Here is a 26218-nt window from a genome sequence, read left to right on the forward strand (position 1 = left end):
CAGGCATGATCGGGGGCATGGTCGAACGAGTCATTGCAGCGTGTGACGGAGCAGCCAAGGGCAACCCGGGCCCGGCGGCCTGGGCCTACGTGGTCGCGGACGGTGCCGGGGCGCCCCAGCGCTGGCGCTCCGGCGCGCTCGGGCACAGCACCAACAACGTCGGCGAACTGACGGCGCTGCGGGAGCTGCTGGCCGACACGGACCCGGCGGTGCCGCTGGAGGTCCGGCTGGACAGCACCTACACCCGTGACTCGGTCACCAAGTGGCTCAAGGGCTGGAAGCGCAACGGCTGGAAGACGGCGGCGGGCAAGCCGGTCGCCAACCAGGAGCTGATCCAGGGGATCGACGCGCTGCTGGAAGGCCGGGACGTCACCTTCGTGTACGTGCCCGCCCACCAGGTCGACGGCGACCCGCTGAACGCCATCGCCGACAAGGCCGCCAGCGACGCCGCCCGCACCCAGCGGTCCGCGGGCGGCACCGCCGCCGACCTGCCGGTGCCCGACCCGGCCCCGGCCGCCACCGCCCGCCGGGCCACCCGGCCGGCCGCGAAGGCCGCCGCGAAGACCGCCTCGGCGGCGAAGTCGTCCTCGTCGTCCTCGTCCGCGTCGTCCTCCAGGAGCGGCGGCCCCCGGACGCTCGCCGCCCGCTTCCCCGGCACCTGCCCGTGCTCCCGCCCGTACGCCAAGGGCGACAAGATCACCAAGGTGGGCGCCAGCTGGGGCCACCCGGAGTGCGCCGCGGCCCACGCCTGAGCCCACGGGAGTCCTGAACGGGCTCCGGCCGGCCGCGCGGGAGGCGCGGCCGGCCGGAAGGGACCGAGGGGGACGGGGATCAGGCGCCCTTGGAGGCCAGGTCCTTGATGTCCTCGAAGGTCAGGCCGAACTTGTTGTACATCTGCGCCTGCTCCGCCGGGACGCCGGCCGCGGCCAGCTCCTTGAGCTGGGCGTCGGTCAGCGGCGCGGCCGGGGTGGCGCCGGCCGGGTCCTCGCCGCCCATGCCGCCGGGGCCGCCCATGCCGCCCGGGCCCTTGGCGCCCGCCATCACGAGCTGCATCGCGGTGTTCTGCAGCTCCTCGATGCTGACCTTGGCGGCGTCGGCCGGGGCCTCGACGGCCGGGGCGGACTGGTCGTAGGTGAGCTTCACCGGGAAGACGATGCCCGGGCCGACCTTCTCGTTCAGCTGGGCGACGTCGAAGGTCGCGGAGGAGAACGCGCCGTTCTTGAGGTAGACGTCGACGCCGACCTTGCCCTCGGGAACGCCCTTGGACGGCGCCGAGGTCGGGAACTTGCCGAACTCCTTCGGGAACTTGTCGGACAGCGGCTTGACCGCCTTGAACACCTCGTCGACGACCTGGCGGGCCGGCGCGCTGATCCACAGGTGGTCGGCGCCGTCCTTCTTGCCCTTGTCCTCGATGGTGACGGTCCGCTGGAAGACGTCCTTCAGCGAGTTGTACAGGTCCTTGGCGGCCTGCGGGTCGGCGGTGGGCTTGGCGGCCGGGGCGCCGGCGGTGCCCTTGGCACCGTCCGCCTTCTTGGCCGCGTCGGCGAACTCCTGCATGTCGAAGGAGACCCACTTGCCGGCCAGGACGTTGCGCACCGCGGTCAGGTCGGCGGGCAGGTCCTTGGTGGCCTGGTCGATCTCGGCCGGGTCCTGACCGGTCAGCTTGGCCAGGGCCTTGACGTCCAGGTGCAGGTACGCCTTGGCGTCGACCTCGCGGAACTCCAGCAGCTGGGTGCCCTTGCGGTCGGACAGCGTGTAGGCGAGGCGCAGCGACTTGTCGGGCGTGTAGTCCTTGGCCGGCGCGGAGCCCTGGGCCTGCTTGAACGCCTCGACGTCCTTGAGCGGCTTGTCGGCGGAGACCGCGACCGCGATCTTCAGCCCGGACATGGCCTCGGCGGCCTTCCGCTCCGTGGTGTCGTCCGTGGCCTTGGCGAAGTCCATGATCTGGTCGGCCGTGGCGTCGATGGAGAAGGTGATGGCGGCGGTCTTGCTGTCGCCGACCTTGTTGAAGGCCTTGGCGGCCTTCTCCTGGGCGCTCAGCTCCTTGGCGGTGCCGCAGGCGGTGACGCCGGCGGCGAGCATCGCCGCGATGGCGACGACGGGCACGGCGCGACGGGCGGACGTGCGAATGGCGGTGTTGATGGTGACTCCTGTGTGAATCGGGTCCGGTCGCGACGGCCGGGCCGTTCCCTCCCCGGTGGCGTGCGGCGCCGCGGCGCCTACACATGTGATCACACTAGCAACAAGGTGCGACAGGCATTTTTGACGGAGGCTTTAACCGCGACGGGCGGGTGCCGCGCACGGCCCCCCCGCGCCCCCCGAGCCCGCCTCCGTCCGTCCCCGCCCGTGCCCGGGGCCGTGTCGCCGCGGCTCAGCCGCTGTGCGACAGCACCACGCCGAGGGTCACCCCCACGACGATGAGCACGGCCAGCAGCGCGCCGAGCGCCTGCGGCGACACCTTGTCCCGCAGTGTGCGCGGCGGCTGGACGCGGACGGCCGGGTCGGTGCTGAACTCCCACCACTGGACGACCCGTTGGAAGTGGGCGCCGAAGTCCGGGTTCGGGTACACCGGGCTGTGTATCAGACCGGGCAGCGTCCGGCGCCGGCCGCCCGTGACGTAGAAGCGGACGGCGTAGGAGGTATTGCCCCGGTTCTTGGTCTCCCGGACGTCGATCCAGCGGATCTCGTGCCACGGGTAGGTGCGGCCCTTGCCGCCGCCCCAGCAGATGGTGATGCCGGCCGGGCCGACCGAACTCCAGCTGCGGTAGGTGTAGAAGAAGGAGGGCGCGAGGATCGCCACGGTGAGGCCCACCGCCCAGGCGACGCCCACCGGGCCGAATTTGAGGCCGGCGACCAGGGCCTCCACGAGCAGGAGGCCGAGCACGGTGAGGAAGACGGAGGGGCGGAGCAGGTCCTTCCCCCGATAGACCAGTTCGTTCACGGCAGGCACACTACGCCCGAACTCCTGGGCTGGAGAAGGGGGATGGCCGGATCCGGTTCAGGCCTTCCGCTCCCGCAGGGTGCGCCGGCCCGCGCCGAGGACCAGCGCCGCCCACAGCACGGCGAAGCCGGGGACGGCGTAGAGCGTGGCGCCGCTGAAGGTGGTGTCCTCGCCGATCCCCACCGGCGGCACCCAGCCGGACGGGTCGACGATCACCGGGACGCTCTGCCCGACCGACAGGTTCGAGGAGCAGCCGGCGCCGCTGAACGTCCCGTGCGGCAGCGGCTGCCCGTCCGCCCGGCGGATGTGGCAGGACCAGCTCACCGTCCCGTACCGGGACTTCGAGCTGTGCGCCGCGGTGACCACCACCTCGGTCCGCACCCCGCGGTGCCCGATCAGCTGGGCGCGCAGCGCGTGCTCGGGCAGCGCCAGCATCAGCAGGCCGAGCGCCACGGCGGGCCAGAGCACCCAGCCGGTGGCCCGCACCAGCAGCGTCCCGATCAGCGCCGCCATGAGCACGAACACGGCGAGGATCGCGCACGGCGCCTGGTAGTCCGGGTTGCTGCCGACCGCGGCCAGACCGACGATCAGCACCGGCGCCAGCAGCCCGACCAGCAGCGCGGTGCGGCGGACGGTCCGCGGCGCGGGCTCCCAGGGGGTCCGCTTCACCCGCTTCGGCGGGCGCGGGACGCCCTCGGCGAGCGGTCTCTTGCGCTTCTTGTTCGGTCTGCCTGCCATGCCGTCCCCGTTTCGGTGCCGCGGGTGGGTGGGTGCCGCGCGTATCGCCCGCGACAGTCTGACGGTCGGCCGGGACAAGCGGAACGCCGGGTACCGCTTCGACCGGCGGAGCCGTGGGGGAGCGTCCTGCCGGGGCCCAGGGGGCCCGTGTCACTGACGGGTCGTGCTGTTACGGACGAGTTCACCGGATGCTCGCCCGATGTCTTGCGGGCCGTGCCGGACGCGAAGTTGGATGCACAACATCCCATGACATCCCCTCCCACGACACCCCCACGGAGCCCCCATGCCGCTGCCCCTGCCGTCCCTGCGCCTGCTGTCGCTGCGCCGGGCGCTCGCAATCGGTGCCGCCGCCACCGTGCTCGCCGCGCTCGGCACCGCCCCCGCCTCCGCCGAGAGCGCCCCGGTGACGGCGCCCCCGCTCGACGTGCTCAGCTACAACACCTTCCTGATGAGCACCTCGCTCTACCCCAACTGGGGCCAGGCCCACCGCGCGCAGGCCATCGCCTCCGCCGACTTCTTCCAGGGGCACGACGTGGTCGTGCTGCAGGAGGCCTTCGACAACGCCGCCTCCGACGCGCTCGCCGCCCGGGCCTCCGCCGCCTACCCGTACCGCACTCCCGTGGTCGGCCGCTCCACCGGCGGCTGGGACGCCACCGCCGGCAGCTACAGCGCCGCCACCCCCGAGGACGGCGGGGTGATGCTGCTCAGCAAGTGGCCGATCCTGCGCAAGGAACAGTACGTCTTCAAGGACGCCTGCGGCTCGGACTACTTCTCCAACAAGGGCTTCGCCTACGCCGTGCTCGACGTGAACGGCGTGCGCACCCACGTCGTCGGCACCCACCTGCAGTCCACCGACTCCGGCTGCTCCAGCGGCCAGCCCGCCGCGATCCGGGCCAGGCAGCTCACCGCGATGCGCGCCTTCCTGGACGCCAAGCGGATCCCCGCCGCCGAACCGGTACTGGTCGCCGGGGACCTCAACATCGACTCCCACGGCACCGAGTTCCAGGCCCTGCTGGACAACGGCAACCTCGCCCGGGCCTCGGCACGCACCGGCTGGCCGTACTCCTTCGACACCGTCGACAACTCGATCGCCGCCTACCGGTACCCGGGCGAGCCCAAGGAGGACCTCGACCACGTCCTCTACCGCGCCGACCACGCCCGGCCGCAGAGCTACCTCAACCACGTCCTGCGGGTGCACAGCGCGCCCTGGACGGTGAGCAGTTGGGGCAAGAGCTACACCTACACCGACCTCTCCGACCACTACCCGCTGGTCGCGGGCCGGGCACAGTAGCGGGCAGCGGCGGCGAAGGTGTGGGGCGATTCACAGCGCCCGTGGTCGTTCGGCCGCCTACGATCCTGAGCGCGGACACCGGCCGTCACACGGCGCCCGCCGGCACCCCGCGATCCGGCCCGAGGAGAACCACCGTTGTCCACCCCCACCGCCGAGCCCGACAGCTACTACCAGCGCACCGGCGAGCGGCACTTCAAGCCCACCGCGCACGCGCAGGGCGCCTGGCACACCGATGAGCAGCACTTCAGCCCGGTGGGCGGTCTGATCGCCCACGCGATCGACCGCCACCGGGCCGACCGCCGGGCGGAGGGCGGCCGGCCCGGCGACGCCCTGGCGCTGGCCCGGATCAGCTACGACATACTCGGCCTGATCGCCCTCGACGAGTGCGAGATCACGGTGGAGACCGTCCGCCCCGGCCGCACCATCGAGCTGGTCGAGGCCGTGCTCACGGTCGCCGGCCGGGCGGTGGTCCGGGCCCGCGCCTGGTACCTCGCCGAGTCCGACACCTCCGCCGTCGCCGGCACCCACGACCAGCCGCTGCCCGCGCCCGAGGAGTTCGAGCCGTGGGCGATGGCCGACCAGTGGAACGGCGGCTACATCGCCTCCCTCGACGCCCGCCGCCGCTCGGCGGCCCCCGGCCGGGCCGCCGCCTGGCTGTCCACCCCGCTCGACCTGGTCGCGGGGGAGCCGTGCGGCCCGCACGCCGCCTTCATCGCCCTGGTGGACACCGCCAACGGCATCGCCGTCCGGCAGGACCCCACCGTGTGGATGTTCCCGAACACCGACCTGACGATCCACTTCCACCGCCGCCCCGGCGGCCGCTGGACCGGCCTGGACACCGCCGTCACCTTCGGCCCGGCCGGGCACGGTGTCACCAGCACCGTGCTGCACGACGTCGACGGTCCGGTCGGACGGGCCGAGCAGATCCTCACCGTCCGCGCGCTGAACGGCGGCTGACCCCGAGCGGTCCCCCTGCCCGGGCGTGCAGGGGGACCACCGGAACGCTGCTAGCCCGGCAGCGAGTCCATGAAGGAGCTGACCGAGAACACCGCCTTGCCCGGACCGGCCGGCCCGTAGCCGGGCGGGGAGGAGAGGCCGAACTCCTCCAGCGTCCCCCGGTAGGCCTGCAGCAGCCGGATGTGGTACTCCAGCGGCGCGCCGTTCGGGTTGGCCTTGCCGAGCGGGGTGGTCGGCTCCGGGCACCAGGTGGTGAAGCGCGGCACGACCCCGTGCGACATGAAGTAGCGCAGGCCCTCCTGGGTGGAGGCGATCGCCTCGTCCACCGTGGTGAAGCCGTGCGGCGCGGCCATCTCCACGCCCGCCACGAAGTTGGGGATCACGTTCTCCGGGCCGAACACCTCGGTGGAGTCCAGGATGCGGCGGTGCCACTCGTCGCGGCCGACGTAGCGCTCCTTGCCCGGGCAGTACAGCTCGAACAGCCGCTTGTCCCACACCTCGAAGTTGGGGTGGTAGATCCGCACGCCGTAGTCGTGGAAGCGCTGGACGTCCGCGCGCGGCAGCGCCTGGGCGACCACCTTGCCGATCCACCGGCCGGGGAAGCGCTCCTCGATCGCCTTCGCGTACTGCCCGTAGAAGTCCGCCTCGTCCCGGCCGCCGACCTGCGAGGTGATCGCCCCGCCGGTGAGGGTGTAGGCCTGGGAGGCGCGGGCGGTGTCGTGCCTGTCGATCAGCTCCAGCGCCTCCAGCACCTCCTCGACCGGCTTGACCCCGGTGTACGGGCGGCCGGCCGCCTTGTGCTGGCGCCAGTTGTGGTTGATGTCGCAGTACTGGCACTCCTCCTTGGCGCCGAAGTACTGGCAGACCCGGAACACCGTGAGGTAGATCAGGTAACCCCACTGGATGGTCGGGGCGACCTCCATCACCGACTTCCCGTTGGCGAGGGTGTGCCGGTAGTAGTCCGGCATCGGCGGCAGGCCCACGTCGGCGATCCGCACGCCGTCCAGGTAGAGGCCCAGCGTGCCGTCGTCGCCGGCGCCGACCCGGTACGGCGAGTCCGGGTTGACCCGCACCGACACCACCGTGCGGCGCAGCCCGTACGGGCCGCCGGTGAGCACGACCTCCTCCGGCGGGCGGTTGAGCGCCGCCGCACCCAGCTCGGGCAGGGTGCGGTGGTCGAAGGAGAAGATGAAGTAGGACTTCGGTTTGACCTCGCCGCCCCCGGCGCCGGTGCTGCCGCTGAGCGCGGACTCGTCGAAGGCCATGCCGCCGCGCAGCAGGTCCTCCTTGATCACCGCCTCCCGGGGGACGTCGGGGAAGCGGCCCATCAGGTCCTCGACGAGTGCGGTGCGGCTGCCGGCCTGGCTGTCCATGCGCTGGTCTTCCTTCCTGGCACCGTTCCTGCACGGCGCCTGGGGCCATTCTTCTCCTCCTTACCCCGCTCCCGCGCACGCGGGCCCGGTCGACCGGCTGCGGGCGCCGGGCCGGGTCACTAGCCGGTGGGCGCGCTGTGCAGGTCGATCAGCGTGCGCACCGGGAGCGGCAGCCAGTCGCCGGCGGGCGGGCGGCTTCGGGAGAGGTGCTCGACGATCTGGGTAGGGGTCGGACGGCGGTGGGGGTCGTGGTCGAGACAGCGGACGACCAGGTCGGCCAGTTGGGCCGGCAGCAGACCGAGGACGGACTCCGAGACCGCACTGTCGTCCAGCGGCACCGCCCCTCCGGCATGGCACAGCACCATGCCGAAGGCGTAGACGTCCGTGGCGAACGTGACCGGTCCTCCGATGTACTGCTCCGGGGCCAGGAATCCCCGCGTGCCGATCACCTGGTCGGAACCGGTGAGCGTGGTGCCGTCGAGTGCCCGGGCAATGCCGAAGTCGATGACGCGGGGCCCGGTGCCGGAGATGATGATGTTGCTCGGCTTGAGGTCGCGATGGACGATGTTGCAGGCATGGATCCCCTCCAGCGCCTCGGCGACCCCGGCGGCCAGGGTGTGCAGACTCCGACTCGGCAACGCACCGAAATGCCTCAGGACTTCGTGCAGCGGCAGGCCGGGGATGTACTCGGTGATCAGCCAGGGCGGATCACCCTGCGGGTCGGCGGCGACCACCGACGCGGTGTGGAATCCACCGACCCGGCGCACGGCCTCGATCTCACGGCCGAACCGCAGTCGGAACTCGGTGTCCGCGGCCAGCTCCGGCCTGATGACCTTCACCGCGACCAGGCGCTCACCGGCGGAACGCCCGAGGAAGACCGTCCCCATACCCCCCTCGCCCAGCCGAGCTGTCAGCTGGTAGCGGCCGATGCTGCGCGGGTCGTCCCCCCGCAACGGTTGATGGCTGGGCCCGAGCAACGCCTGCGGGGGCAGCAGCGGCGCGGCCGGTGTTCCCCCGTCCACCCCGACGACGGCTCCCGCAACCGCCCCCGCGTCGGCGCGCAGCGCCGCCGCTCTCGCCTCGCCCTCGGCCCTGAGCACCTCGGCCTGCTTCTCGCCCTCGGCCTTGAGGATCTGCGCCTGGCGCTGGCCCTCGGCGGTGAGGATCGCGGCGCGCTTGTCCCGCTCGGCGCGCATCTGCTTCTCCATCGAGTCCTGGATGGAGGTGGGCGGCTCGACCGTCCTGAGCTCGGCGCGGTTGACCCGGACGCCCCACCTGCCGGTGGCCTCGTTGAGGCCGCGGAGCAGGCCGGTGTTGACGACCTCGCGGGAGGCCACGATGGTTTCGAGGTCCATCGAGCCGATGATGTTGCGCAGCGTGGTGCCGGTCAACTGCTCGATCGCCTCGGCGTAATCGGCGACCGCGTAGGTGGCGGCCCGCGGGTCGGTGACCTGGTAGTGGACCACCGTGTCGATGTTGACGACCAGGTTGTCCCGGGTGATCATCGGCTGCGGCGGGAACGGCACGACCTGCTCGCGCAGGTCGATCCGGGCGCGGACGCGTTCGATGAACGGGATGACGAGGTGCAGGCCGGCGTTGAGCGTGCGCCTGTAGCGGCCGAAGCGCACCACGATCGCGGCGCGGGCCTGCGGGATCACCCGGATCGGTCGGGCCAGGGCCAGCGCTACGACCAGCGCGATGAGAAGGATGAGTACCGGCTCCACTGCGGCCCCCCTCGCCCGTCAGCACATCGGACATGCGGTCCGGACGACGTCCGGCAGTGTCCGGGCCCGAAGTCTGACAGACGCGCATCGTGATGCCTATAGCCCGGCCGGCCGGGGCGAGGCTCAACTCCCGTGCGGTACAAGACGGTGCCGACTTCGCCCCCTCGCGGGGCGGCCGCGCGCCGGGGGCCGGGGCCCGGTGCTATGCGCTCGCACCGATCCGGGCGGCGGCGGTGCCGAGGCCGACCGGGCCGCGCCGCAGCAGGGTGGGCAGGGTGGACTGGGTGCGGAAGTCCGTGTAGCGGCCCGTCCGCAGGTGCCAGGCGAGCCACCCGGCGATCCAGTCCTGCCAGGCCCGGACGTGGCCGGTCAGTGCCGCGCGGTCCTCGGGCGAGAGCCGCATGTCGTCCGACAGGGCCGGGAGTTCGTTGTCGCGGATGGACTCGAACTCGCGCAGGCGAGCGGTCAGGATGCCGTTCACCACGTCGACGGCCCGGGGCAGGTCACAGTCGGCGAAGCGCTGGAGCGCGATCAGGCCGTTGTGCACTTCGTCCTCGTGCTCGACGTCGAGCTGGTACGACACGATGTCGTTGGACCAGCCCGCCCAGTCGGCCACCGCGGCGTGCAGGCGGCGCACTGGGCGGCTCTCTCCCGGACCCAGCGCAGGCTGTGGGCGCGGGCCGTCTCCAGATGGGGGTTGAGGCGGGCGGGCCACGGCATGGAGAAGTCCGGCATCGTCATCGTCGTCACTGCGCGTTCCCTCGGGAAGCTCGTATCCGCGGCGGGCCGGTGTCGGACCGTCGACGACGGGCGATCCGCATTCGAACAGCCCCCGCCGTGACCGGTCCAGCGCGCCACCGGCGGTCAGGACACGGCGGAGGACGTGAAGTTGACGTTGCGTGGCGACGACCCACCGGCCCGGGTGCCGAACGGTGAGGCCGGGACAGGGGGCGCGCAGATGCATGACAAGGGCGCGTCCACACGCAGTCGGCAGGAACGTTCACCTGATCGGGTGTAGAAGATCGTCCGTTGCGATCCGGAACGCGCTTTCGCGCCTACGGTGGGGGACCGAGCGAGACGGGGTCCGAGGTGTGGATTTCCCCTTCGCGGCAGGCGGGGTGATGACCCGTCATATCTTGCGATCCTTCTCAGAGGAGGCTCCATGCCCCTGCGCACCACAACGGGCTCACCGCCCGCGGACGTCCTCGCCGCGGGGGTGGGCGCATGAACGCCACCGCCATGGAACGGATCCTGCGCGGGCCCAGTGGACTGGGCACCGCCGGGCTGCAGTTGACGCCTCCGCCTGCCGCGGCGGCGGAGGCCCCGGCGGCCGAGGTGCCCGAGGCCGTCGTGCCCGAGGTCGAGGCGCCGAAGATCCAGGCCCCGACGATCAAGGCCCCGGAGGTGCACGTCCCGGAGGTCCACGTCCCGGACGTCCAGGCGCCCGAGGTCCGGGCCCCCGAGGTCGAGGTGCCGTCCGTCCCCGGTCCGGCCGTCCCCGGTCTGCACGTTCCCGGCCTGTCCGCGCTGCTCGGCACGACCCTCGCCCCGGCCCCGGCCGAGGCACCGCGCGGGGGCAAGCCCGGGCTCGGCGACCCGATCCCCGGCCTGTACCACCATCCGATCGCCGAGCCCGACCCGGTGCGGGTGGAGGCGCTCAGCCTGAAGATCAAGGCCTGGGCGATCGACGAGATCGAGCTCTACCCGCCGGAGTGGGAGAAGGACTTCGACGGGTTCTCCACCGGGCGCTACATGGTGGCCTGCCATCCGGACGCGCCCAGCGTCGACCACCTGATGCTCGCGGCCCGGCTGATGGTCGCCGAGAACGCGGTGGACGACTGCTACTGCGAGGACCTGGGCGGGTCGCCGATCGGCCTGGGCAGCCGCCTGCTGCTCGCGCACACCGCGCTGGACCCGCTGCACACCACGCCGGAGTACCACCCGGCCTGGGAGGCCTCGCTCTCCTCCGACGCGGCCCGGCGCTCGTACCGCTCGGCGATGGACTACTTCGTCCGCGCCTCCACGCCGTCCCAGGCGGACCGCTTCCGGCACGACATGGCGCGGCTCCACCTGGGGTACCTGGCCGAGGCCGCCTGGTCCGAGACCGACCACGTCCCGGAGGTGTGGGAGTACCTGGCGATGCGCCAGTTCAACAACTTCCGCCCCTGCCCGACGATCACCGACACGGTGGGCGGCTACGAACTGCCCGTCGAACTGCACGCGCTGCCCGCCCTGCAGCGGGTGATCGCACTGGCCGGCAACGCCACCACCATCGTCAACGACCTGTACTCGTATACCAAGGAGCTGTCCAGCCCCGGACTGCACCTGAACCTGCCCGTGGTGATCTCCGAGCGCGAGGGCGTCTCCCGCAAGGAGGGCTACCTGAAGGCCGTCGAGGTCCACAACGACCTGATGCACGCCTTCGAGGCCGAGTCCGCCGCGCTGGCCGTCGCCTGCCCGGTGCCGACGCTCGTGCGGTTCCTGCGCGGCGTGGCCGCCTGGCTCGACGGCAACCACTACTGGCACCAGACCAACACGCACCGCTACAGCCTGCCCGACTTCTGGTAACGACCTCGCGTCGCGGCAGCCACCTCGTCCCGCAACCACTGTTGAGAATCTTGGAGTTGACCCACATGTCCCTGACCGACGATCTGACCACCGCCACCGACGCCGCGATCCCCGGCCCGGCGACCCCCTACCAGGGCGACATCGCCCGCTACTGGGACCACGAGGCGCGCCCGGTCAACCTGCGCCTCGGTGACGTCGACGGTCTGTACCACCACCACTACGGCATCGGCGAGATCGACCAGGCGGCGATCGGCGACCCGGCCGACAGCGAGCGCGAGAAGAAGGTCATCGCCGAGCTGCACCGCCTGGAGTCGGCGCAGGCCGACGTGCTGCTCGACCACCTCGGTGACATCCGGCCCGACTCCACCCTGCTGGACGCCGGCTGCGGGCGTGGCGGCTCGATGGTGATGGCCCACCAGCGCTTCGGCTGCAAGGTCGAGGGCCTGACGCTCTCCACCCAGCAGGCCGAGTTCGGGAACAAGCGCGCCGCCGAGCTGGGCATCGGCGAGTTCGTGCGCTCGCGGGTCGCCAACATGCTCGACATGCCGCTGGCGAACGGCAGCATCGCCGGCTCGTGGAACAACGAGTCCAGCATGTACGTCGACCTGCACGACCTGTTCGCCGAGCACTCCCGGGTGCTCGCGGTCGGCGGCCGGTACGTCACCATCACCGGCTGCTGGAACCCGAAGTACGGCCAGCCGTCCAAGTGGGTCTCGCAGATCAACGCGCACTTCGAGTGCAACATCCACTCCCGCCGCGAGTACCTGCGGGCGATGGCCGACAACCGCCTGGTGCCGCAGGCCGTCATCGACCTCACCCCGGACACCCTGCCCTACTGGGAGCTGCGGAACACCACCTCGCTGGTCACCGGCATCGAGGAGGCGTTCATCGAGTCGTACAAGGACGGCTCCTTCCAGTACGTGCTGATCGCGGCCGACCGGGTCTGACCGGACGCGCCCCCGCCGGGCGGCCTCCCCACGCTGGTGCGGGGAGGCCGCCCGCCTCCGTTCCCCGGAGGTTCCCCCGGGGTGCCCCCGGGGTTCCCCTCTGAGCTTCCTCCCTCGGTCTCAGCTCCTCGGCCGCCTGGTGAAGGTGAGGTGGGTGATGCCGCTCGGGCTGCTCACCACCTCGGTGTCGAAGCGCTCCTCCAGGCCCTCCAGCCCCTCCCAGAGCGACTCGCCCCGGCCGAGCACGATCGGCACCACGGCCACGTGCAGGTGGTCGATCAGGTCCGCCGCCAGGAAGGCCCGGACGGTCCTCGGGCCGCCGCCGATCCGGACGTCCTTGCCGCCGGCCGCCTCCCGGGCCCGCCGCAGCGCCTCCTCCGGCGTGGCGTCGAGGAAGTGGAAGGTCGTGCCGCCCGCCATCTCCAGGCTGGGGCGCGGATGGTGGGTGAGCACGAAGACCGGCGTGTGGAACGGCGGGTTGTCGCCCCACCAGCCCTGCCAGTCCTCGTTCTCCCAGGGCCCGCGCTGCGGGCCGAACTTGTTGCGGCCCATGATCTCCGCGCCGATGCCGTCGGCCCAGGTGCGGGCCAGCGCGTCGTCCACGCCCGTCTCGCCGCCGGCCTGGCCGGTCATCCGCCGGAAGGTGCGGGTCTCGAAGAACCAGCCGTGCAGGCGGTGGCCGGCGTGGCCGAAGGGTTCCTCGAGGGTCTGGCCCTCGCCGGTGCCGTAGCCGTCGAGGGAGATCGAGAAGTTGTGGACCCGGACCAGGGACACGGTGGTACCTCCTGCTGCTCGGACGTCGTTGCGGGGCCACGCTAACGCCTGGGTGTGACATCGTGACGCTGCGTCACGCACCGGATATCGGTGTCGGCGAGATCGGGCGCAGGGCTAGGCTCACCCGTCGTGGCAGAAACGATCAAGCAGCTGGTGGACGGGCTGGCCGGGCGGCGGGACTACTTCGGTGACATCTGCGATCACCTCGACGCGCACCTGGCGCGCGGTGACACGGCGTACCTCGAGGAGTTCGCCCTCGCGCTGCACACCCGCTACGGCTCCGGATGGGTCGACGCCGAGCTCCACTTCCTGTTCAACCGGATCCGCTGGGACGTGACCACCACCCCCGGCCGCGCGAACGTCGAGCGCGCGCTGTCGCTGGGCCTGGGCGCCTGGGAGCGCGGCGGGCGGCCCGAGCGCGTGGCCGCCGCCGTGCTGGCCCAGTACCAGCCGCTCGCCGCGCTGGGGCCGGTGTTCGTGGCCGACCCGGGCGCCCGGCGCACCCGGCGCGTGCGGGAGGAGCTGCGGGCCTGCCTGGTGCACGAACTGGTGCTGCGCGGCGCGCCGGTGGCCCGGCTGCGCGAGGCGGTGGCCTGGGCGGAGGCCTCCCCGCACTGGGCCGACCATCCGCTGGCCTGGCTGCCCTGGACGCTCGCCCCGTTCGAGGGCGAGCCGGCGGTGCCGAAGTTCTTCCGGGGCGGGATGGCCGGCGGGGTGGGGTACGGCCTGCCGGAGGGCGAACCGCTGGCCGGCTCGGGCGCATCGGCCGCCGTCCCGGTCGAGATCGGCGAGGACGCCCCCGACCTGACCGCCGCCGTGCGGCGGTGGGCCCGGCGGCACAACGGGCGGATCGAGGCCGCGGTGTTCCTCGCCGACGCGGAGCTCGCGCCGGACGCGCTGCCCGGGACGCTGGCGGAGCTGCCGCTGGACTGCCTGGACGGGCTCCGCATGCGGCCGGTCGTCGTCCCGACCGCGGCCACGGAGGTCTGGCAGCGCCTGTTCGCCGCCGCTTCGGTCGGCGGTGGGCACCCGAACGAGTTCTGGCACGGCGCCTACGGACGGCTGGCCGCCTGGCGCTCGATGGCCGCGCTCGCGGGCGCGGACCCGGACGCGTCGCCGGAGGAGGTGATCCGGCGGGTCGAGGACTGCACCTGGTACGGCTTCAGGGTGTCCACCGACTGGTGGGTCGAGGACTTCATGGACTTCGGCGTCCTGGCCCTCGGCCCCGGCCGCCGCCGACTTGCCGTGCTGGCCGCCACCGACTACAACGGCGGCTGACGCGGCCTCGCCGTACCGGTTCAAGTCATCGGCCGGTACGGCAAGTTGACCGGAGGTGAAGACTCCGAACGTGCCTTCCGGCCGGCCGGGGCGGCCGCCATGCTGTGGGCATGACCAGAACTCTACGCGCGTGGAAGACCCGCGCCGCCGTCACCGCCGCCCTCGCCCTGGCCGTCGTCGCGCCGCTCGCCGTCGCCACCGAGGCGCAGGCCGCGACCAGCGGCTCGGTGTGCCTGTCCGCCCTCCCGGCGCAGGCGCACACCACCCTCGAACTGATCGCCTCCGGCGGGCCGTTCCCGTACCGCCAGGACGGCGTGGTGTTCACCAACAAGGAGGGCGTCCTGCCGAGCCAGCGCTCCGGCTACTACCACGAGTACACCGTGGTGACCCCGGGCGCGCCGACCCGCGGCACCCGCCGGATCGTCACCGGCCAGCGGTACCACGAGGACTACTACACCGGCGACCACTACGCGACGTTCCGGCTGATCAACTTCGGCTGCTGAGGCCGCTGGGGCTGCTGCGCCCTCGGACCCCGGCCCGCCCGGCCGGGGCCCGCTGCCGTTCCCGGGCGGGGTAGGGTCGGCGCTCGTACTGTCCGAACCCCCGGGAAGAGCCCCCCGTGCCGCAGATCCTGATCGACCACTCGCCCGAACTCGCCCTCGACCGGGCGGCCCTGGCCGCCGAGCTGCCCCGGGCGATCGTCGAGGTGATCGACACCACCGTGGCGGACTGCAAGACCGTCTTCCGCCCCGCCCCGTACGCCGTGGCCGGCGACGGCGCGAGCGGCGAGGCGGTGGTGCTGGTCGAGGTCAAGATCCTGGCCGGCCGGACCGTCGAACAGCGCGCCGCGCTGACCGCCGGGGTGCTCGACGTGCTGCGGGCCCGGATCGCCGTCCCGGCCGCGCTCGGCGTCCAGGTCACCGAACTCGACCGCGACACCTACCGGTTCGTCCACCACCCGGGCCGGTGACCGGCCGCTGACCGGGCGGCGTCCCGCCCGGTCCCCGCCCGGTCGTCGGCCGGGTCCCGGCGTCAGTCGCTCTGGCAGCGCGTCCCCGCCGGCGGCACCGTTCCGTCGACCAGGAAGGCGTCCACCGAGGCGCGGATGCACGTGCTGGCGCCGTACGCCGTGTGCCCCTCGCCCTCGCGGGTGAGCAGGACGGCGTTGCCCAGCTCCTGGGTGAGCTTCTCGGCCCAGGCGTACGGGGTGGCCGGGTCCCCGGTGGTGCCGACGACCACGATGGGGGCGGCGGCGGTGGACTTGATCGCGTGCGGCTTCTCGGCGGAGCGGAACGGCCAGATCCGGCAGTCCGGGTCGAACAGGGCTGCGTTCGGGTCGTGCTTGCTGACCAGCGGGGCCTTGGCGGCCAGGTCCGTGAGCGCGGCCTGCAGCTGCGCGCCGGTGGGGGCGTCGGTGGCGCCGTCCGCGCAGTGGATGGCGGTGTACGCGTCCGCCGAGTCCGCGTAACGGCCGTCCTTGTCACGGCCGTTGTAGCTGTCGGCGAGGTCGAGCAGGTAGTCGCCCTTGCCGCGGGCCATCGCCCAGCCGAGGGCGTTGCGCAGGCCGCTCCAGGCCTTCTCGCCGCCGTAGAGCCGGCTGAGCACGCCCGTCCAGCCCTCGTTGGCGGTCAGGGTGCGGCCCTCCGCGCCCTTGAGCGGCTTGTCCTTGAGGCCGTCGAGGAAGTCGGCGAGCTTCTGCACGGCCTGGTCGGCGTCCTTGCCGAGCGGGCAGGCGTCCTTGGTGACGCAGTCGGCGGCGAAGGCCTTCAACGCCCGCTCGAAGCCGGCCTGCTGCTCGATGTTGTGCTGCACCAGCGTGGTGGCGGGGTCGGTGGCGCCGTCCAGGACGAGCCGGCCGACCTTGTCCGGGAACTCCTCGGCGTAGAGCGAGCCGAGGTAGGTGCCGTAGGACATGCCGAGGTAGCTGAGCTTCTGGTCGCCGAGGGCGGCGCGCAGCACGTCCATGTCGCGGGCGGTGTTGCGGGTGCTGACGAAGGGCAGCACCTTGGCGTACTTGGCCTGGCAGGCGTCGGCGAGCTGCTTGCCGTGGTCGGCCCCGGGCTGGTCGGAGCTGATCCAGGAGTCGCGCGCCTGGTCGTCGAGGCACTTGAGCGGGCTGGTGCCGGCGACCCCGCGCGGGTCGAAGCCGACCAGGTCGAAGCGGTCGTGCAGCGGGCCGTCGGAGCTCTTGGTGGAGTTCTTGACCATGGAGACCCCGGAGCCGCCCGGGCCGCCGGGGTTCATCACCAGCGAGCCCACCCGCTGGTCGGGCTTGGCGGCCGGGAAGCGGACCACGGCGACGTCCAGGGTGCCGGTGGCCGGGGCGCTGTAGTCCAGCGGGACCTGGAGGGTGGCGCACTGCAGGGCCGGGTCGTCGGCCGAGTCGCCCTTGCAGGCCGCCCAGGCGAGCTGCTGGCCGTAGAACGTCTTCAGCGCCGGGTCGTTCGCACCCGTGGGCTTGGGCGTGGGCGTCGGCGCGGGGGTGGCCGTCGCGGTGGTGGCGCTCGCGGTGGCGGGGGCCGTGGGGGCGGCACTGCCGCCGCCCCCGCTGGTGCAGCCGGCCAGCAGCGCGGCGGCGGTCGCCGCGGCGACGGCGGCGGGCAGGGCGCGTCGGGAGGTCCTGGTGATCATCGAATTCACGACACAGAAATACCATCACCTCATGACACCGGGCACACGGGATTCCGGGCCCGGTGTCCGTTCGCCAACAAACCGGACGAACAGGACGCCGCGCACCCGATTCCGCCGCCCCGTCGACGGTGTCATGCTGACGCCATGACAGATCGCCTCCTCAGCCCGGTCTCCGACGACGTCTCGGGCGGCGGCGGCAGACGGCGGGAGTTGGCCGCGGCGACGGTCGGCTCGATCGTCGAATCCTTCGACTGGAACATCTACGCCGTTCTCGCCACCTACTTCGCCGCCGATCTGTTCGGCCACGGAAAGCACGGCGTCAGCGGCCTGCTCGCCGCGTACGCCACCTTCGCGGTCGGCTTCGTCGCCCGCCCGATCGGCTCCTACCTGATCGGCCGGCTCAGCGACACCCGCGGACGGCGCTTCGCGCTCAGCCTCGGCATGGTGGTCATCGCCGCCGCCAGCCTCGGCCTCGCCGCCCTGCCCGGCCGGCAGACCATCGGCGTCTGGGCGGCCGTCCTGGCCGTCGCCGCCCGGCTCGTGCAGGGCCTGGCCTTCGGCGGGGAGGCGCCGAGCGTCGCCGCGTACGTCACCGAGACCGCCCCGCCCCGGCACCGCTTCGCGTACAGCTCGGTCTCCTACGGCGGCGTCATCCTCGGCTCGCTGCTGTCCTTCGGGGTGCTCACGCTGCTCATCCACACCATCGGCAAGTCCGGCCTGGAGCACGGCGGCTGGCGCTGGGGCTTCGTCGCCGCCGGACTGCTCGGCCTGGCCGCCCTCTGGGTGCGCCGGGCGGCGCCGGAGAGCGCGGAGTTCCACCGCGCCCGGGCCGGACGCGGCGGCGAGCGGCCGCCGTTCCTGCGGACCCTGCGCACCCACCGGACGGCCGCCCTCACCGTCTTCCTCAACACCCTCGGCGGCACCGTCGGCTACTACTTCGCCCTGGTCTACCTGCCGCAGTACGCCGCGGCCTACCACGTGATCGGCAAGGAGGAGGCGGCCTCCTTCATGACCGCGGTGCTCGCGGTGGTGCTGGCCACCATGCTGCTCACCGGCGCCGCGGCGGACCGCTTCGGCCTGCTGCGGGTGGCCCGGATCGGGTTCACGCTGCCGATCCCGCTGGTCGGGGTGCTGCTGGCCGGGCTGCGCGGCGGCTGGCTGCCGTTCCAGGTCGTCGCCGTGCTGCTCGGCATGCTGGTGGCGACGGTGCTCGGCACCCTCAACGTGTTCACCGGCCTGCTGTTCCCCACCGAAGTCCGGGCGGTCGGCCTCGGCGTGGTCAACGCCGCCACCATCGCCGCCTTCGGCGGCACCTTCCCGCTGCTCGCCGAGTGGCTCGGCCACCACGACGGGCTCGGCCTCATCCCCGGCTACGTCACCGTCTGCACGGCGGGCCCGCTGCTCGGCCTGTTCACCGCGCTGCGGGTGCCGTCCTTCGCCGCGGCCGTCCGCCAGGGCGGGGCGGACCGGCCCCGGCGAACCGCCGGAACCGCCTGACGGCTGCCGACCCGCTGTGCTTGAGTGGTCCGGACACGCCGCACGGGGAGGCACCATGGACGACTACGAGCCGGAAAGCTGGCTGATAGGCGCCGAGTTCGAGCAACCGACGCAGACGGACCTGCACACCGACCGGGCCCACCCGGCGCGGGTCTACGACTACCTCCTCGGCGGGAAGACCAACTTCCCGGCCGACCGCGCGGTCGGCGACCGCGTCCTCGCCGACTGGCCGGGCGCCCGCGCCGCCACCGCCGCCGCCCGCTCGGTGATGCACCGGATGGTCCACCGGCTCGCCGCGACGCACGGCGTCCGGCAGTTCCTCGACGTCGGCACCGGCATCCCCACCGCACCCAACCTGCACGAGGTCGTCCAACGCGTCGACCCGGCCTGCCGGGTGGTGTACGTCGACAACGACCCGATCGTGCTCGCCCACTCCCGCGCCCTGCTCAGCAGCGCCCCCGAGGGCCGCACCGCCTACGTCGAGGGCGACCTGCGCGACCCGGAGAAGTTCCTCGCCGACCCGGCCGTCGCCGCCACCCTCGACCTCACCCGGCCGGTCGCGCTCACCCTGATCAACCTCGTCCACTTCCTCTCCGACGAGGCCGCGCACCCGCCCGTCCGGGCCCTGCTCGACGCGCTGCCCGCCGGCAGCTTCCTCGCCCTCACCGCCGGCACCACCGACGCGGCCCCCGAGCGGATCAGGCAGGGCTCCCGCCGCTACGCCGAGGCGGGCATGGAGGTCCACGCCCGCCCGCGGGACGGCGTCGAGCGGTTCTTCGCCGGGCTGGAACTCGACGACCCGGGCGTGGTGCTGATCAACCAGTGGCACCCGGAGCTCGGCGACGGCCCCGCGCCCACCGAGGAGACCCCGGCCTACGGCGGCATCGGCCGCAAGCCGTAGGGCCCGTCCGTCCGCTGATCCACCGTCAGTTCGCTGCGGAATAGTGATCGACTTTACGTGCGCATGCCATTTACAGTGCTCCGGAGTCGAAACCCCCACTCGGCAGGCGGAGTTCACATGACGATCCCACGCAGGTCCATCCTCAAGAGCACCTCCGCGGCCGGAGCCGCGCTGGTGGCCGGCGCCGCGGCCGCCCAGCCGGCCTCGGCCGACGACGGCGACAACGGCGGCAACGGCGGCAACGGCAACGGCGACGCTCCCGCGAGCCCGCTGCTGCGGACCACCCCGCACCGCACCGGCACCCCCAGCGTCAGCGGCCTGCACCTGCAGTTCGGCACCGACGCCTCGACCGAGATGACCGTCTCCTGGATCACCCCGGTCTCCGTCCGCCGCCCGCAGGTGCGGCTCGGCACGGCCGGCGGCGACCTCGGCCGGGTCTTCGAAGCCGAGACCCGCACCTACCGCGACGCCCTGGACAAGGCGGAGGTGTACGTCCACCACGCCCGGCTCACCGGCCTGCGCCCCGGCAGCACCTACCTCTACAGCGCCGGCCACGACGGCTCCGCCCCCGAGACCGGCAGCTTCACCACCGCCCCGCGCGGACGCGTCCCCTTCACCTTCACCAGCTTCGGCGACCAGGCCACCCCCAACCTCCGGCGCCGGATCGTCTTCCCGGACGGGATGCCCTCACCGCTCGGCAAGTACCCCGTCTACATGAGCAGCCAGGTCGGCTCCCCGCACGCCGCCGACATCGTCGCCGCCGTCGAGCGCGTCGGCCCGCTGTTCAACCTGGTCAACGGCGACCTCTGCTACGCCTCCTACAGCGGCCGCCACGGCCAGAGCCGCACCGCCACCTGGGCCGACTGGTTCATCAACAACAGCCGCTCGACCCGGCTGCGCCCCTGGATGCCCTGCGCCGGCAACCACGAGAGCGAGAGCGGCAACGGCCCGATCGGCGCCCTCGGTTACCAGACCTACTTCGCCCTGCCCGACTCGGCCGCCGACCGCGACGAGGAGACCCGGGGCATGTGGTACGCCTTCACGGTCGGCTCGGTGCGCTTCATCAGCCTCGCCAACGACGACGAGACGATCCAGATGTCCACCGAGACCTACCTGCGCGGCTACTCCGGCGGCGCCCAGCGGCGCTGGCTGGAGCGCGAGTTGCGCGCGGCGCGGGGCGACCGGGGGATCGACTGGATCGTCGTCTGCATGCACCACCCGATGATCTCCACCTCGCTGAACGGCGCGGGCAGCGACCTGGGCCTGCGCGAGGCGTGGGGCCCGCTGTTCGACTCCTACGGGGTCGACCTGGTGGTCTGCGGTCACGAGCACTACTACGAGCGCTCCCACCCCGTGCGCGGCACCCTGCCCAACGACACCCGCACCCCGGTGCCCACCGGCACCGACCCGGCCCTGGCCGACACCGGCCGGGGCACCGTCCACATGATCATCGGCGCGGGCGGCAACGCGGCGACCACCCAGGACGAACTGTTCCAGGAGCCCAAGAGCCGGGTGGTCGTCGGCCTGGAGGACAAGCCGGCGCCGGGCGCGCCCAACCGCGAGTCGATCTGGCTCGTCGAGGACGCCCCCTGGGCCGCCTTCCAGGACCGCAAGAACACCCACGGCTTCGCCGCCTTCGACGTCGACCCCGGCGACCGGCGCGGCGGCACCACCACGATGCGGGTCACCTACTACACCTTCGACGGCCCGCACGGGGACCTCACCCCGGTGGACACCTTCACCCTGCACCGGCGCCGGACCGACGGGTAACCGTCGGCCCGGCCCGGGGTCCAGGGCCCACCAGGGTCCAGGGCTGAGCGGCGTCCAGGGCTCAGCGGCGGAAGAAGCCGGTCAGCACGTCCCACCAGCTGCGCCGCTGCGCCGGGACGGCGGCGGCCGGCCGCGGCGCCCCGGCGGGCCGGTCGGCACCGGCCGCCCCGCCGGCGTCGCCCGGCTCCGCCGCCACGGCGGTGGCCGCCGCGGCCACCGCCGCCGCGGCCTCGGCGGCGGCGCGTTCGCGCGCCTCGTCCTCGGCCACCGACTGCGGGTCCGGCTCGATCTCGCGCGGGGTGAACTCGACCGGCAGCGCCACCAGGTGGCGGGAGATCCAGGCCGAGGTCCAGACCAGTTCCTCCTCCGGCACGGCGAGCCGGACGTCCGGCAGCAGGGTGAGCAGGATGTCGATGCCCGCCTCGGCGACGTGCCGGCCGATGTCCTGGCCCGGGCACTCGTGCGGCCCGGCGCCGAAGGACAGGTGGGAGCGGTTGCCGTAGAGCGGGGTGGCCAGGTCGGGGCGGACCACCGGGTCGACGTTCCCGGCCGCGAGGCCGAGCAGCAGCAGGTCGCCGGCCTTGATCTGCTGGCCGCCGAGCTCGGTGTCGGTGGTCGCCCAGCGCCCGGCCACCAGGGACATCGGCGGGGAGTCCCACAGCACCTGGTCGAGCGCCTCGCCGAGGGTCATCTGGCCGCCGGACAGGTGGGCGCGGAAGCGCGGGTCGGTGAGGACCATCTTCAGCGAGTCGGCGATCAGGTTGACGGTGGTCTCGTTGGCGGCGAGCAGCACCACCCGCAGGTGCTCCATCACCTCGTCGTCGGTGAGCCCGGCCGGGTGCGCGAGCAGCCGGCTGGTGAGATCGTCGCCCGGGTCGGCGCGCTTGATCGCGATGGTGCGGCGCAGGCCGGCCACCACGTACTCGTTGCTGGCCACCGCCGTCTCGGTGCCCTTCATCAGGTCCCGGGCGGCGTCGACCAGTTGCGGGCCGTACTCGTCGGGCATGCCGAGCAGCTTGGTCATCACCAGCATCGGCAGGTGCTCGGCGAACTGGGTGATCAGCTCGGCCCGGCCGGTCCGCCCGACGACCTGGACCAGGTCGGTGGTGAAGCGCCGCACGTGGCGGCGGATGCCGCGCCGGTCGAAGCCGTTCAGGCCGTCCAGCAGGGCGTCGCGCAGCCGCCGGTGCTCCTCGCCGTCCGCGAACACGCAGATCGGCTGCCAGGCGACGACCGGCATCAGCGGCGAGTCCGGGGGGATCTCGTTGTTGCGGAAGGCCGTCCAGCGCCGGGAGTCCCGGGAGAACAGCGAGGGGGTGCGCATCACGGTGATGTTGGCGGCGTGGCCGAGGACCAGCCAGGCCCGGTGGTCGCCGTGCAGCAGCACCGGGGCGACCTCGCCGTACTCGGCGCGCAGCTTCTCGTTGAGGCCCGCCGGGTCGGTCTCGGCCTCCGGCCCGTACAGCCGGCGCAGGCCTCCGGGGCCGATCGGGTCGATCGCGGGGCGCCCGTGGGCGGGGCAGCCGGGCGGCGGGGTGAGGGCGGCGTCGCCGGGGAACGGGGTGGTCACAAGGTCTCCGGAATCAGGGATCGGGGGGAGGGCCGGTCAGCGCGGGGCGGGCACGGCGAGGTCGTACAGGTAGCGCATCAGCGTCATCAGGGCGTCCCGGCTGGACTCGCGGCTGCGCGCGTCGCACGGGACGATGGGCACGTGGGGCGGCAGGTCGAGGGCCTGGCGCAGCTCGTCGAGCGCGTAACTGGGCGCCTCCGGGAAGCCGTTGACGGCGACCACGAAGGGCACGCCGCGGTCCTCCAGCCGCCCGATCACCTCGAAGCTGACCTCCAGTCGGCGGGTGTCGACCAGGACGACGGCGCCGAGCGCGCCCTCGAACAGGCCGTTCCAGAGGAACCAGAAGCGCTCCTGCCCGGGGGTGCCGAAGACGTACAGGACGAGCTTGTCGTCGATGCTGATCCGGCCGAAGTCCATGGCGACGGTGGTCGCGGTCTTCTGCTCCACGCCGGTCGGGTCGTCGACGCCGATGCCGGCCTGGGTCATGGTCTCCTCGGTGGTCAGCGGGCGGATCTCGCTCACCGAGCCGACCAGCGTCGTCTTGCCGACGCCGAACCCGCCCACGATCACCACCTTGACCGCCATCGCGACGGAGTCCGGCAGGCGGTCCTCGGCCGCCGGGCCGACCACGGTGTCAGAGCCGTTGAAGTCCATGGATCACCGCCTCCAGCAGGGCACGGTCGGGGAGTTCCGCCCGGGGGACGGCGGAGCGGGCCTCGATCCGCCCGTCGTCGAGCAGGTCCGCCAGCAGGACGGTCACCACGCTCGTGGGCAGTTCGAGGTAGGCGGAGACCTCCGCGACCGACAGCGGGGAGCGGCACAGCCGGAGGATGGCCGCGTGCTCGGGCTGCAGGGTGGGCGTCGGCTCCGCGAGGGAGACGATCAGGGTGACCAGGTCGAAGACGCCCGGCCCGGAGGGGCCGCTGCGACCGCGCGTGATCACGTAGAGGCGATCGGGATCGGGGCCGTCCCAGCCGCTCTGGTCGGCTGCGGTCATGTGCTCGCCTCACTGTGCTCGGTCATGTCACGTGCTGCCTGTCGCCGTCAGGACGAGGGCGGTCACGCGACCGCCTCGGGGTTGCGCGGCGGGGCGGACAGGTGCTCGCCGATCCGGGCCACCAGGTCGCGCATCTGGTGGCTGACCAGGCCCGCGTCCACGCCCTCGTCGGCGAGCACCGCGAGGTAGGCGCGGTCACCGGCCGACATCAGGTAGAAGTAGCCGCCGTCCACCTCGATCACCACCAGCCGCATCGAGCCGTTCCCGTGCGGGAACTGCTGCCCGACCGCGCTCGCCAGGCTCTGCAGCCCGGCGCAGGCGGCGGCCAGCCGGTCCGCGGTGTCCGGGTCGGCGCCGTACTGGGCGATCCGCAGGCCGTCCGAGGACAGCACGATGATGTGCCGCACGTACGGGACGCTGTGCGCGAGGTCGTTCAGGATCCAGTCCATGTTGTTGCGGTGCGGAATCACTGCTCGCCTTTCCCTGCCGTCTCTTCACTGGTCTGAAAACCGGTCCGACCGGACGAACCGGCGGACGGGCCGGTGCCCTTGTAGCCGTCCATGAACGCCTCCAGCCACAGGCCGGGCTCCTTCTGCGGGCGGGGCGCCGGCGCGGCCGCGCCCGCCGCGGGGCCCGCGGTCGGCCCGGCGGCGGGGCCGGGGGGCTGCGCGGTGCCGCGCGGGGGAGCGGCGAAGCCGCGGGGCGCCGGCGCGTGGCGGCGGCGCTGCGGCAGGCCGTTGGGGGTGCGCTCGGTGACGATCACCTCGTCGTCCCCGCCGCCTCCGGGGCCGCCCCACGGGCTGGTCGAGCCGTAGGACGGGCCGACGCCGGCCGACGCCGTCCGGGCGCCCCAGGCCGGCGCCGGGCCGGCGGTGCGGGGCGGCTCCGGCGGGAGCGGCCGCGGCCCGGAGACCGCGCCGATGCCGTGCGCCCGGCCGGTCGGGGGAGCGGTGGTGAACATGTCCTGCGGCACGATCAGCACCGCGCGCACGCCGCCGTACGCGGAGCGGCGCAGCGACAGCTGGAAGCCGTACGCCTGGCAGAGCCGGCCGAGGATGGCGAAGCCCAGCCGGGGGGACTCGGTGAGGTCGTCGAAGTCCTTGGAGACCATGCCGTCGCGGATCGCCCGCTCGGCGCGGGTGCGGGCCTCGTCGCTCAGGCCCAGGCCGCCGTCCTCGATCTCGATCGCGATGCCGCTCTGCACCTCGGAGGCGCTCAGGTGCACGTGGGTCTGCGGCGGCGAGTAGCGGGTGGCGTTGTCGAGGATCTCGGCCACGGCGTGGATCAGCGGTTCGACGGCCGGGCCGGTGACCGACAGCTGCGGCACCGGGTGCAGGTCGACCCGCTGGTACTCCAGGATCCGCGACATGCCGCCGCGCAGGACGCTGTACAGGGCGATCGGCCTGGTCCACTGGCGGCCGGGGCGGGCGCCGGAGAGCACGGCGATGGAGTCGGCGAGGCGGCCGGTCAGCGCGTTGCCGTGGTCCAGGCGCAGCAGGTCGTCGAAGACGGCCGGGTCGTTGCCGTGCCGGTCCTCCATCTCCCGCAGGTCCTTGGCCTGGCGGTGGATGATGGCCTGGACCCGGCGGGCGATGTTGACGAAGGCGCGCTCGGCGGAGTCGCGCCGGCTGACCTCGTCGTCGACGGCGATCGCGATGCCGCGGGCGACGGTGCGCAGGTTCTTGCGGAACTTCGGCGAGGCGGCGGTGTCGGTCTGCTCGAAGGGCTTGAGCAGCACGTCCATCGACGAGCCGTAGCGGGCGCCGGCCACCAGGATGTCCAGGCCGGTGGACGCCATCCGCTCGATCTCGCGCTCCTGCCCGGCGAGTTGGCGCTTCAGGTCGTCCACCTGCCGGGTGCTCTGCTCGCGCAGGGCGGTCAGCGCGCGGCCCCGGCGGGCCGACTCGGCGGCCACCACGGCCACCAGGACGGTGCCGGTCGCCCCGCAGCCGACCACCTCGGCCCGGGCCCCGGCGTCCACCACCACGCCGGCCACGGCGGCGGCCGCCGTCATCACGGCGGTGGGCAGCAGCCAGCCGAGCAGGGGCGTGGTGCGCCCTCTGTCGGGTGACGATCCAGCTCGATGCATGCGGCGATTCCTCAAACGATCGGAACAGTACGGGGACGGGGCGTCGACCGGCTCCGGAAGCGTGGGCCGCAGCATAGCCAAGTTCCGGACAATCCTGACCGGATCTCAAGAATCCTGCGCGACAACCGACTTGTGGCGAATCGGCCGACATGTCGGGCCACTCGCACACCAG

At 73.0% G+C, this 26218-nt stretch carries 24 protein-coding genes and 1 pseudogene; 11 read left to right on the plus strand and 14 right to left on the minus strand.

Annotation, left to right across the window (positions count from 1 at the left end):
- Positions 1–17: 17 nt before the first annotated feature.
- Positions 18–752, plus strand: a complete 735-nt coding sequence (locus AB2U05_RS36125) for a ribonuclease H (protein ID WP_369185655.1) — start codon at positions 18–20, stop codon at positions 750–752.
- Positions 753–831: 79 nt separating this feature from the next.
- Here AB2U05_RS36125 and AB2U05_RS36130 read toward each other — a convergent pair whose 3' ends face one another.
- From AB2U05_RS36130 to AB2U05_RS36140, 3 genes are all read right to left on the minus strand, one after another.
- Complete coding sequence (locus AB2U05_RS36130; protein WP_045699947.1) at positions 832–2106, minus strand: hypothetical protein; 1275 nt, start codon at positions 2104–2106, stop codon at positions 832–834.
- A 265-nt stretch (positions 2107–2371) separates the two neighbouring features.
- A complete protein-coding gene (locus AB2U05_RS36135; protein ID WP_369185656.1) occupies positions 2372–2941 on the minus strand; it encodes a hypothetical protein in 570 nt (189 codons plus the stop codon).
- 57 nt (positions 2942–2998) lie between these two features.
- On the minus strand, positions 2999–3679 hold the full coding sequence (locus tag AB2U05_RS36140; RefSeq protein ID WP_369185657.1) for a hypothetical protein: 681 nt from the start codon (positions 3677–3679) through the stop codon (positions 2999–3001).
- Positions 3680–3962: 283 nt separating this feature from the next.
- On the opposite strand from AB2U05_RS36140, the gene sph reads away from it, so the two are divergent.
- The gene (gene sph, locus AB2U05_RS36145) at positions 3963–4970 is read left to right on the plus strand and encodes a sphingomyelin phosphodiesterase (protein WP_369185658.1); all 1008 of its coding nucleotides are present in this window, start codon (positions 3963–3965) and stop codon (positions 4968–4970) included.
- A gap of 135 nt (positions 4971–5105) precedes the next feature.
- The gene (locus tag AB2U05_RS36150) at positions 5106–5927 is read left to right on the plus strand and encodes a thioesterase family protein (protein ID WP_369185659.1); all 822 of its coding nucleotides are present in this window, start codon (positions 5106–5108) and stop codon (positions 5925–5927) included.
- 50 nt (positions 5928–5977) lie between these two features.
- Here the strand turns inward: AB2U05_RS36150 and AB2U05_RS36155 are convergent, their stop codons facing one another.
- From AB2U05_RS36155 to AB2U05_RS36170, 4 genes and pseudogenes are all read right to left on the minus strand, one after another.
- Complete coding sequence (locus AB2U05_RS36155; protein ID WP_369185660.1) at positions 5978–7300, minus strand: radical SAM protein; 1323 nt, start codon at positions 7298–7300, stop codon at positions 5978–5980.
- A 119-nt stretch (positions 7301–7419) separates the two neighbouring features.
- Positions 7420–8322 carry a serine/threonine-protein kinase gene (locus AB2U05_RS36160; protein ID WP_369186055.1) on the minus strand — a complete coding sequence of 301 codons (903 nt, stop codon included), beginning with the start codon at positions 8320–8322 and terminating at the stop codon, positions 7420–7422.
- Between the two features lie 18 nt (positions 8323–8340).
- A pseudogene (locus tag AB2U05_RS36165) lies at positions 8341–9024 on the minus strand (SPFH domain-containing protein); the annotation flags it as partial.
- A gap of 202 nt (positions 9025–9226) precedes the next feature.
- A complete protein-coding gene (locus tag AB2U05_RS36170; RefSeq protein ID WP_045699956.1) occupies positions 9227–9661 on the minus strand; it encodes a hypothetical protein in 435 nt (144 codons plus the stop codon).
- Between the two features lie 587 nt (positions 9662–10248).
- Here AB2U05_RS36170 and AB2U05_RS36175 point away from each other — a divergent pair.
- Together AB2U05_RS36175 and AB2U05_RS36180 are read left to right on the plus strand one after the other, a co-directional pair.
- Positions 10249–11592, plus strand: coding sequence for a family 2 encapsulin nanocompartment cargo protein terpene cyclase (locus tag AB2U05_RS36175; RefSeq protein ID WP_369185661.1), 1344 nt, complete (start codon positions 10249–10251; stop codon positions 11590–11592).
- A 65-nt stretch (positions 11593–11657) separates the two neighbouring features.
- Positions 11658–12539 carry a geranyl diphosphate 2-C-methyltransferase gene (locus AB2U05_RS36180; protein ID WP_107073060.1) on the plus strand — a complete coding sequence of 294 codons (882 nt, stop codon included), beginning with the start codon at positions 11658–11660 and terminating at the stop codon, positions 12537–12539.
- A 120-nt stretch (positions 12540–12659) separates the two neighbouring features.
- Here AB2U05_RS36180 and AB2U05_RS36185 read toward each other — a convergent pair whose 3' ends face one another.
- A complete protein-coding gene (locus AB2U05_RS36185; protein WP_045699957.1) occupies positions 12660–13313 on the minus strand; it encodes a dihydrofolate reductase family protein in 654 nt (217 codons plus the stop codon).
- A 129-nt stretch (positions 13314–13442) separates the two neighbouring features.
- On the opposite strand from AB2U05_RS36185, the gene AB2U05_RS36190 reads away from it, so the two are divergent.
- The 3 genes from AB2U05_RS36190 to AB2U05_RS36200 all read left to right on the plus strand — a co-directional run bounded on the left by AB2U05_RS36190 (position 13443) and on the right by AB2U05_RS36200 (position 15561).
- Entirely contained in the window at positions 13443–14591 is a 1149-nt protein-coding gene (locus AB2U05_RS36190) for a DUF6183 family protein (protein ID WP_369185662.1), read from the plus strand.
- 110 nt (positions 14592–14701) lie between these two features.
- Positions 14702–15094, plus strand: coding sequence for a ribonuclease domain-containing protein (locus AB2U05_RS36195; protein WP_369185663.1), 393 nt, complete (start codon positions 14702–14704; stop codon positions 15092–15094).
- Positions 15095–15210: 116 nt separating this feature from the next.
- Positions 15211–15561 (plus strand): isomerase, encoded by a 351-nt coding sequence (locus AB2U05_RS36200; protein ID WP_369185664.1) that lies wholly within the window; start codon positions 15211–15213, stop codon positions 15559–15561.
- 62 nt (positions 15562–15623) lie between these two features.
- On the opposite strand, the gene AB2U05_RS36205 is transcribed toward AB2U05_RS36200, so the two are convergent.
- Positions 15624–17222 carry an alpha/beta hydrolase gene (locus AB2U05_RS36205; RefSeq protein ID WP_369185665.1) on the minus strand — a complete coding sequence of 533 codons (1599 nt, stop codon included), beginning with the start codon at positions 17220–17222 and terminating at the stop codon, positions 15624–15626.
- A 144-nt stretch (positions 17223–17366) separates the two neighbouring features.
- Between AB2U05_RS36205 and AB2U05_RS36210 the strand changes: the two genes are divergently transcribed.
- The 3 genes from AB2U05_RS36210 to AB2U05_RS36220 all read left to right on the plus strand — a co-directional run bounded on the left by AB2U05_RS36210 (position 17367) and on the right by AB2U05_RS36220 (position 21390).
- Entirely contained in the window at positions 17367–18719 is a 1353-nt protein-coding gene (locus AB2U05_RS36210; RefSeq protein ID WP_369185666.1) for an MFS transporter, read from the plus strand.
- A 55-nt stretch (positions 18720–18774) separates the two neighbouring features.
- Positions 18775–19620, plus strand: coding sequence for an SAM-dependent methyltransferase (locus AB2U05_RS36215; protein ID WP_369185667.1), 846 nt, complete (start codon positions 18775–18777; stop codon positions 19618–19620).
- Between the two features lie 117 nt (positions 19621–19737).
- Positions 19738–21390 (plus strand): purple acid phosphatase family protein, encoded by a 1653-nt coding sequence (locus AB2U05_RS36220; protein ID WP_369185668.1) that lies wholly within the window; start codon positions 19738–19740, stop codon positions 21388–21390.
- 61 nt (positions 21391–21451) lie between these two features.
- On the opposite strand, the gene AB2U05_RS36225 is transcribed toward AB2U05_RS36220, so the two are convergent.
- From AB2U05_RS36225 to AB2U05_RS36245, 5 genes are all read right to left on the minus strand, one after another.
- Positions 21452–22960, minus strand: coding sequence for a cytochrome P450 (locus AB2U05_RS36225; RefSeq protein ID WP_045699961.1), 1509 nt, complete (start codon positions 22958–22960; stop codon positions 21452–21454).
- A gap of 36 nt (positions 22961–22996) precedes the next feature.
- Positions 22997–23614: an ATP/GTP-binding protein gene (locus tag AB2U05_RS36230; RefSeq protein ID WP_045699962.1), complete on the minus strand. Its 618-nt coding sequence runs from the start codon at positions 23612–23614 to the stop codon at positions 22997–22999.
- The gene (locus AB2U05_RS36235; RefSeq protein WP_045699963.1) at positions 23595–23957 is read right to left on the minus strand and encodes a DUF742 domain-containing protein; all 363 of its coding nucleotides are present in this window, start codon (positions 23955–23957) and stop codon (positions 23595–23597) included. The genes AB2U05_RS36230 and AB2U05_RS36235 overlap by 20 nt, the downstream gene beginning before the upstream one ends.
- Before the next feature lie 62 nt (positions 23958–24019).
- On the minus strand, positions 24020–24406 hold the full coding sequence (locus AB2U05_RS36240; protein ID WP_208615517.1) for a roadblock/LC7 domain-containing protein: 387 nt from the start codon (positions 24404–24406) through the stop codon (positions 24020–24022).
- 17 nt (positions 24407–24423) lie between these two features.
- Positions 24424–26046 carry an ATP-binding protein gene (locus AB2U05_RS36245; protein ID WP_369185669.1) on the minus strand — a complete coding sequence of 541 codons (1623 nt, stop codon included), beginning with the start codon at positions 26044–26046 and terminating at the stop codon, positions 24424–24426.
- Between the last annotated feature and the right edge of the window lie 172 nt (positions 26047–26218).

Origin of the sequence: Streptomyces sp. Y1, from assembly GCF_041053115.1 — a bacterium.
Classification (GTDB): domain Bacteria; phylum Actinomycetota; class Actinomycetes; order Streptomycetales; family Streptomycetaceae; genus Kitasatospora; species Kitasatospora rubellomurina.

Coding starts and splice junctions, on each gene's coding strand:
- AB2U05_RS36205 (WP_369185665.1), bottom strand. CDS start 17,222: ATGATCACCAGGACCTCCCGACGCGCCCTGCCCGCCGCCGTCGCCGCG.
- sph (WP_369185658.1), top strand. CDS start 3,963: ATGCCGCTGCCCCTGCCGTCCCTGCGCCTGCTGTCGCTGCGCCGGGCG.
- AB2U05_RS36210 (WP_369185666.1), top strand. CDS start 17,367: ATGACAGATCGCCTCCTCAGCCCGGTCTCCGACGACGTCTCGGGCGGC.
- AB2U05_RS36215 (WP_369185667.1), top strand. CDS start 18,775: ATGGACGACTACGAGCCGGAAAGCTGGCTGATAGGCGCCGAGTTCGAG.
- AB2U05_RS36245 (WP_369185669.1), bottom strand. CDS start 26,046: ATGCATCGAGCTGGATCGTCACCCGACAGAGGGCGCACCACGCCCCTG.
- AB2U05_RS36180 (WP_107073060.1), top strand. CDS start 11,658: ATGTCCCTGACCGACGATCTGACCACCGCCACCGACGCCGCGATCCCC.
- AB2U05_RS36220 (WP_369185668.1), top strand. CDS start 19,738: ATGACGATCCCACGCAGGTCCATCCTCAAGAGCACCTCCGCGGCCGGA.
- AB2U05_RS36125 (WP_369185655.1), top strand. CDS start 18: ATGGTCGAACGAGTCATTGCAGCGTGTGACGGAGCAGCCAAGGGCAAC.
- AB2U05_RS36195 (WP_369185663.1), top strand. CDS start 14,702: ATGACCAGAACTCTACGCGCGTGGAAGACCCGCGCCGCCGTCACCGCC.
- AB2U05_RS36175 (WP_369185661.1), top strand. CDS start 10,249: ATGAACGCCACCGCCATGGAACGGATCCTGCGCGGGCCCAGTGGACTG.
- AB2U05_RS36235 (WP_045699963.1), bottom strand. CDS start 23,957: ATGACCGCAGCCGACCAGAGCGGCTGGGACGGCCCCGATCCCGATCGC.
- AB2U05_RS36230 (WP_045699962.1), bottom strand. CDS start 23,614: ATGGACTTCAACGGCTCTGACACCGTGGTCGGCCCGGCGGCCGAGGAC.
- AB2U05_RS36155 (WP_369185660.1), bottom strand. CDS start 7,300: ATGGACAGCCAGGCCGGCAGCCGCACCGCACTCGTCGAGGACCTGATG.
- AB2U05_RS36240 (WP_208615517.1), bottom strand. CDS start 24,406: ATGGACTGGATCCTGAACGACCTCGCGCACAGCGTCCCGTACGTGCGG.
- AB2U05_RS36140 (WP_369185657.1), bottom strand. CDS start 3,679: ATGGCAGGCAGACCGAACAAGAAGCGCAAGAGACCGCTCGCCGAGGGC.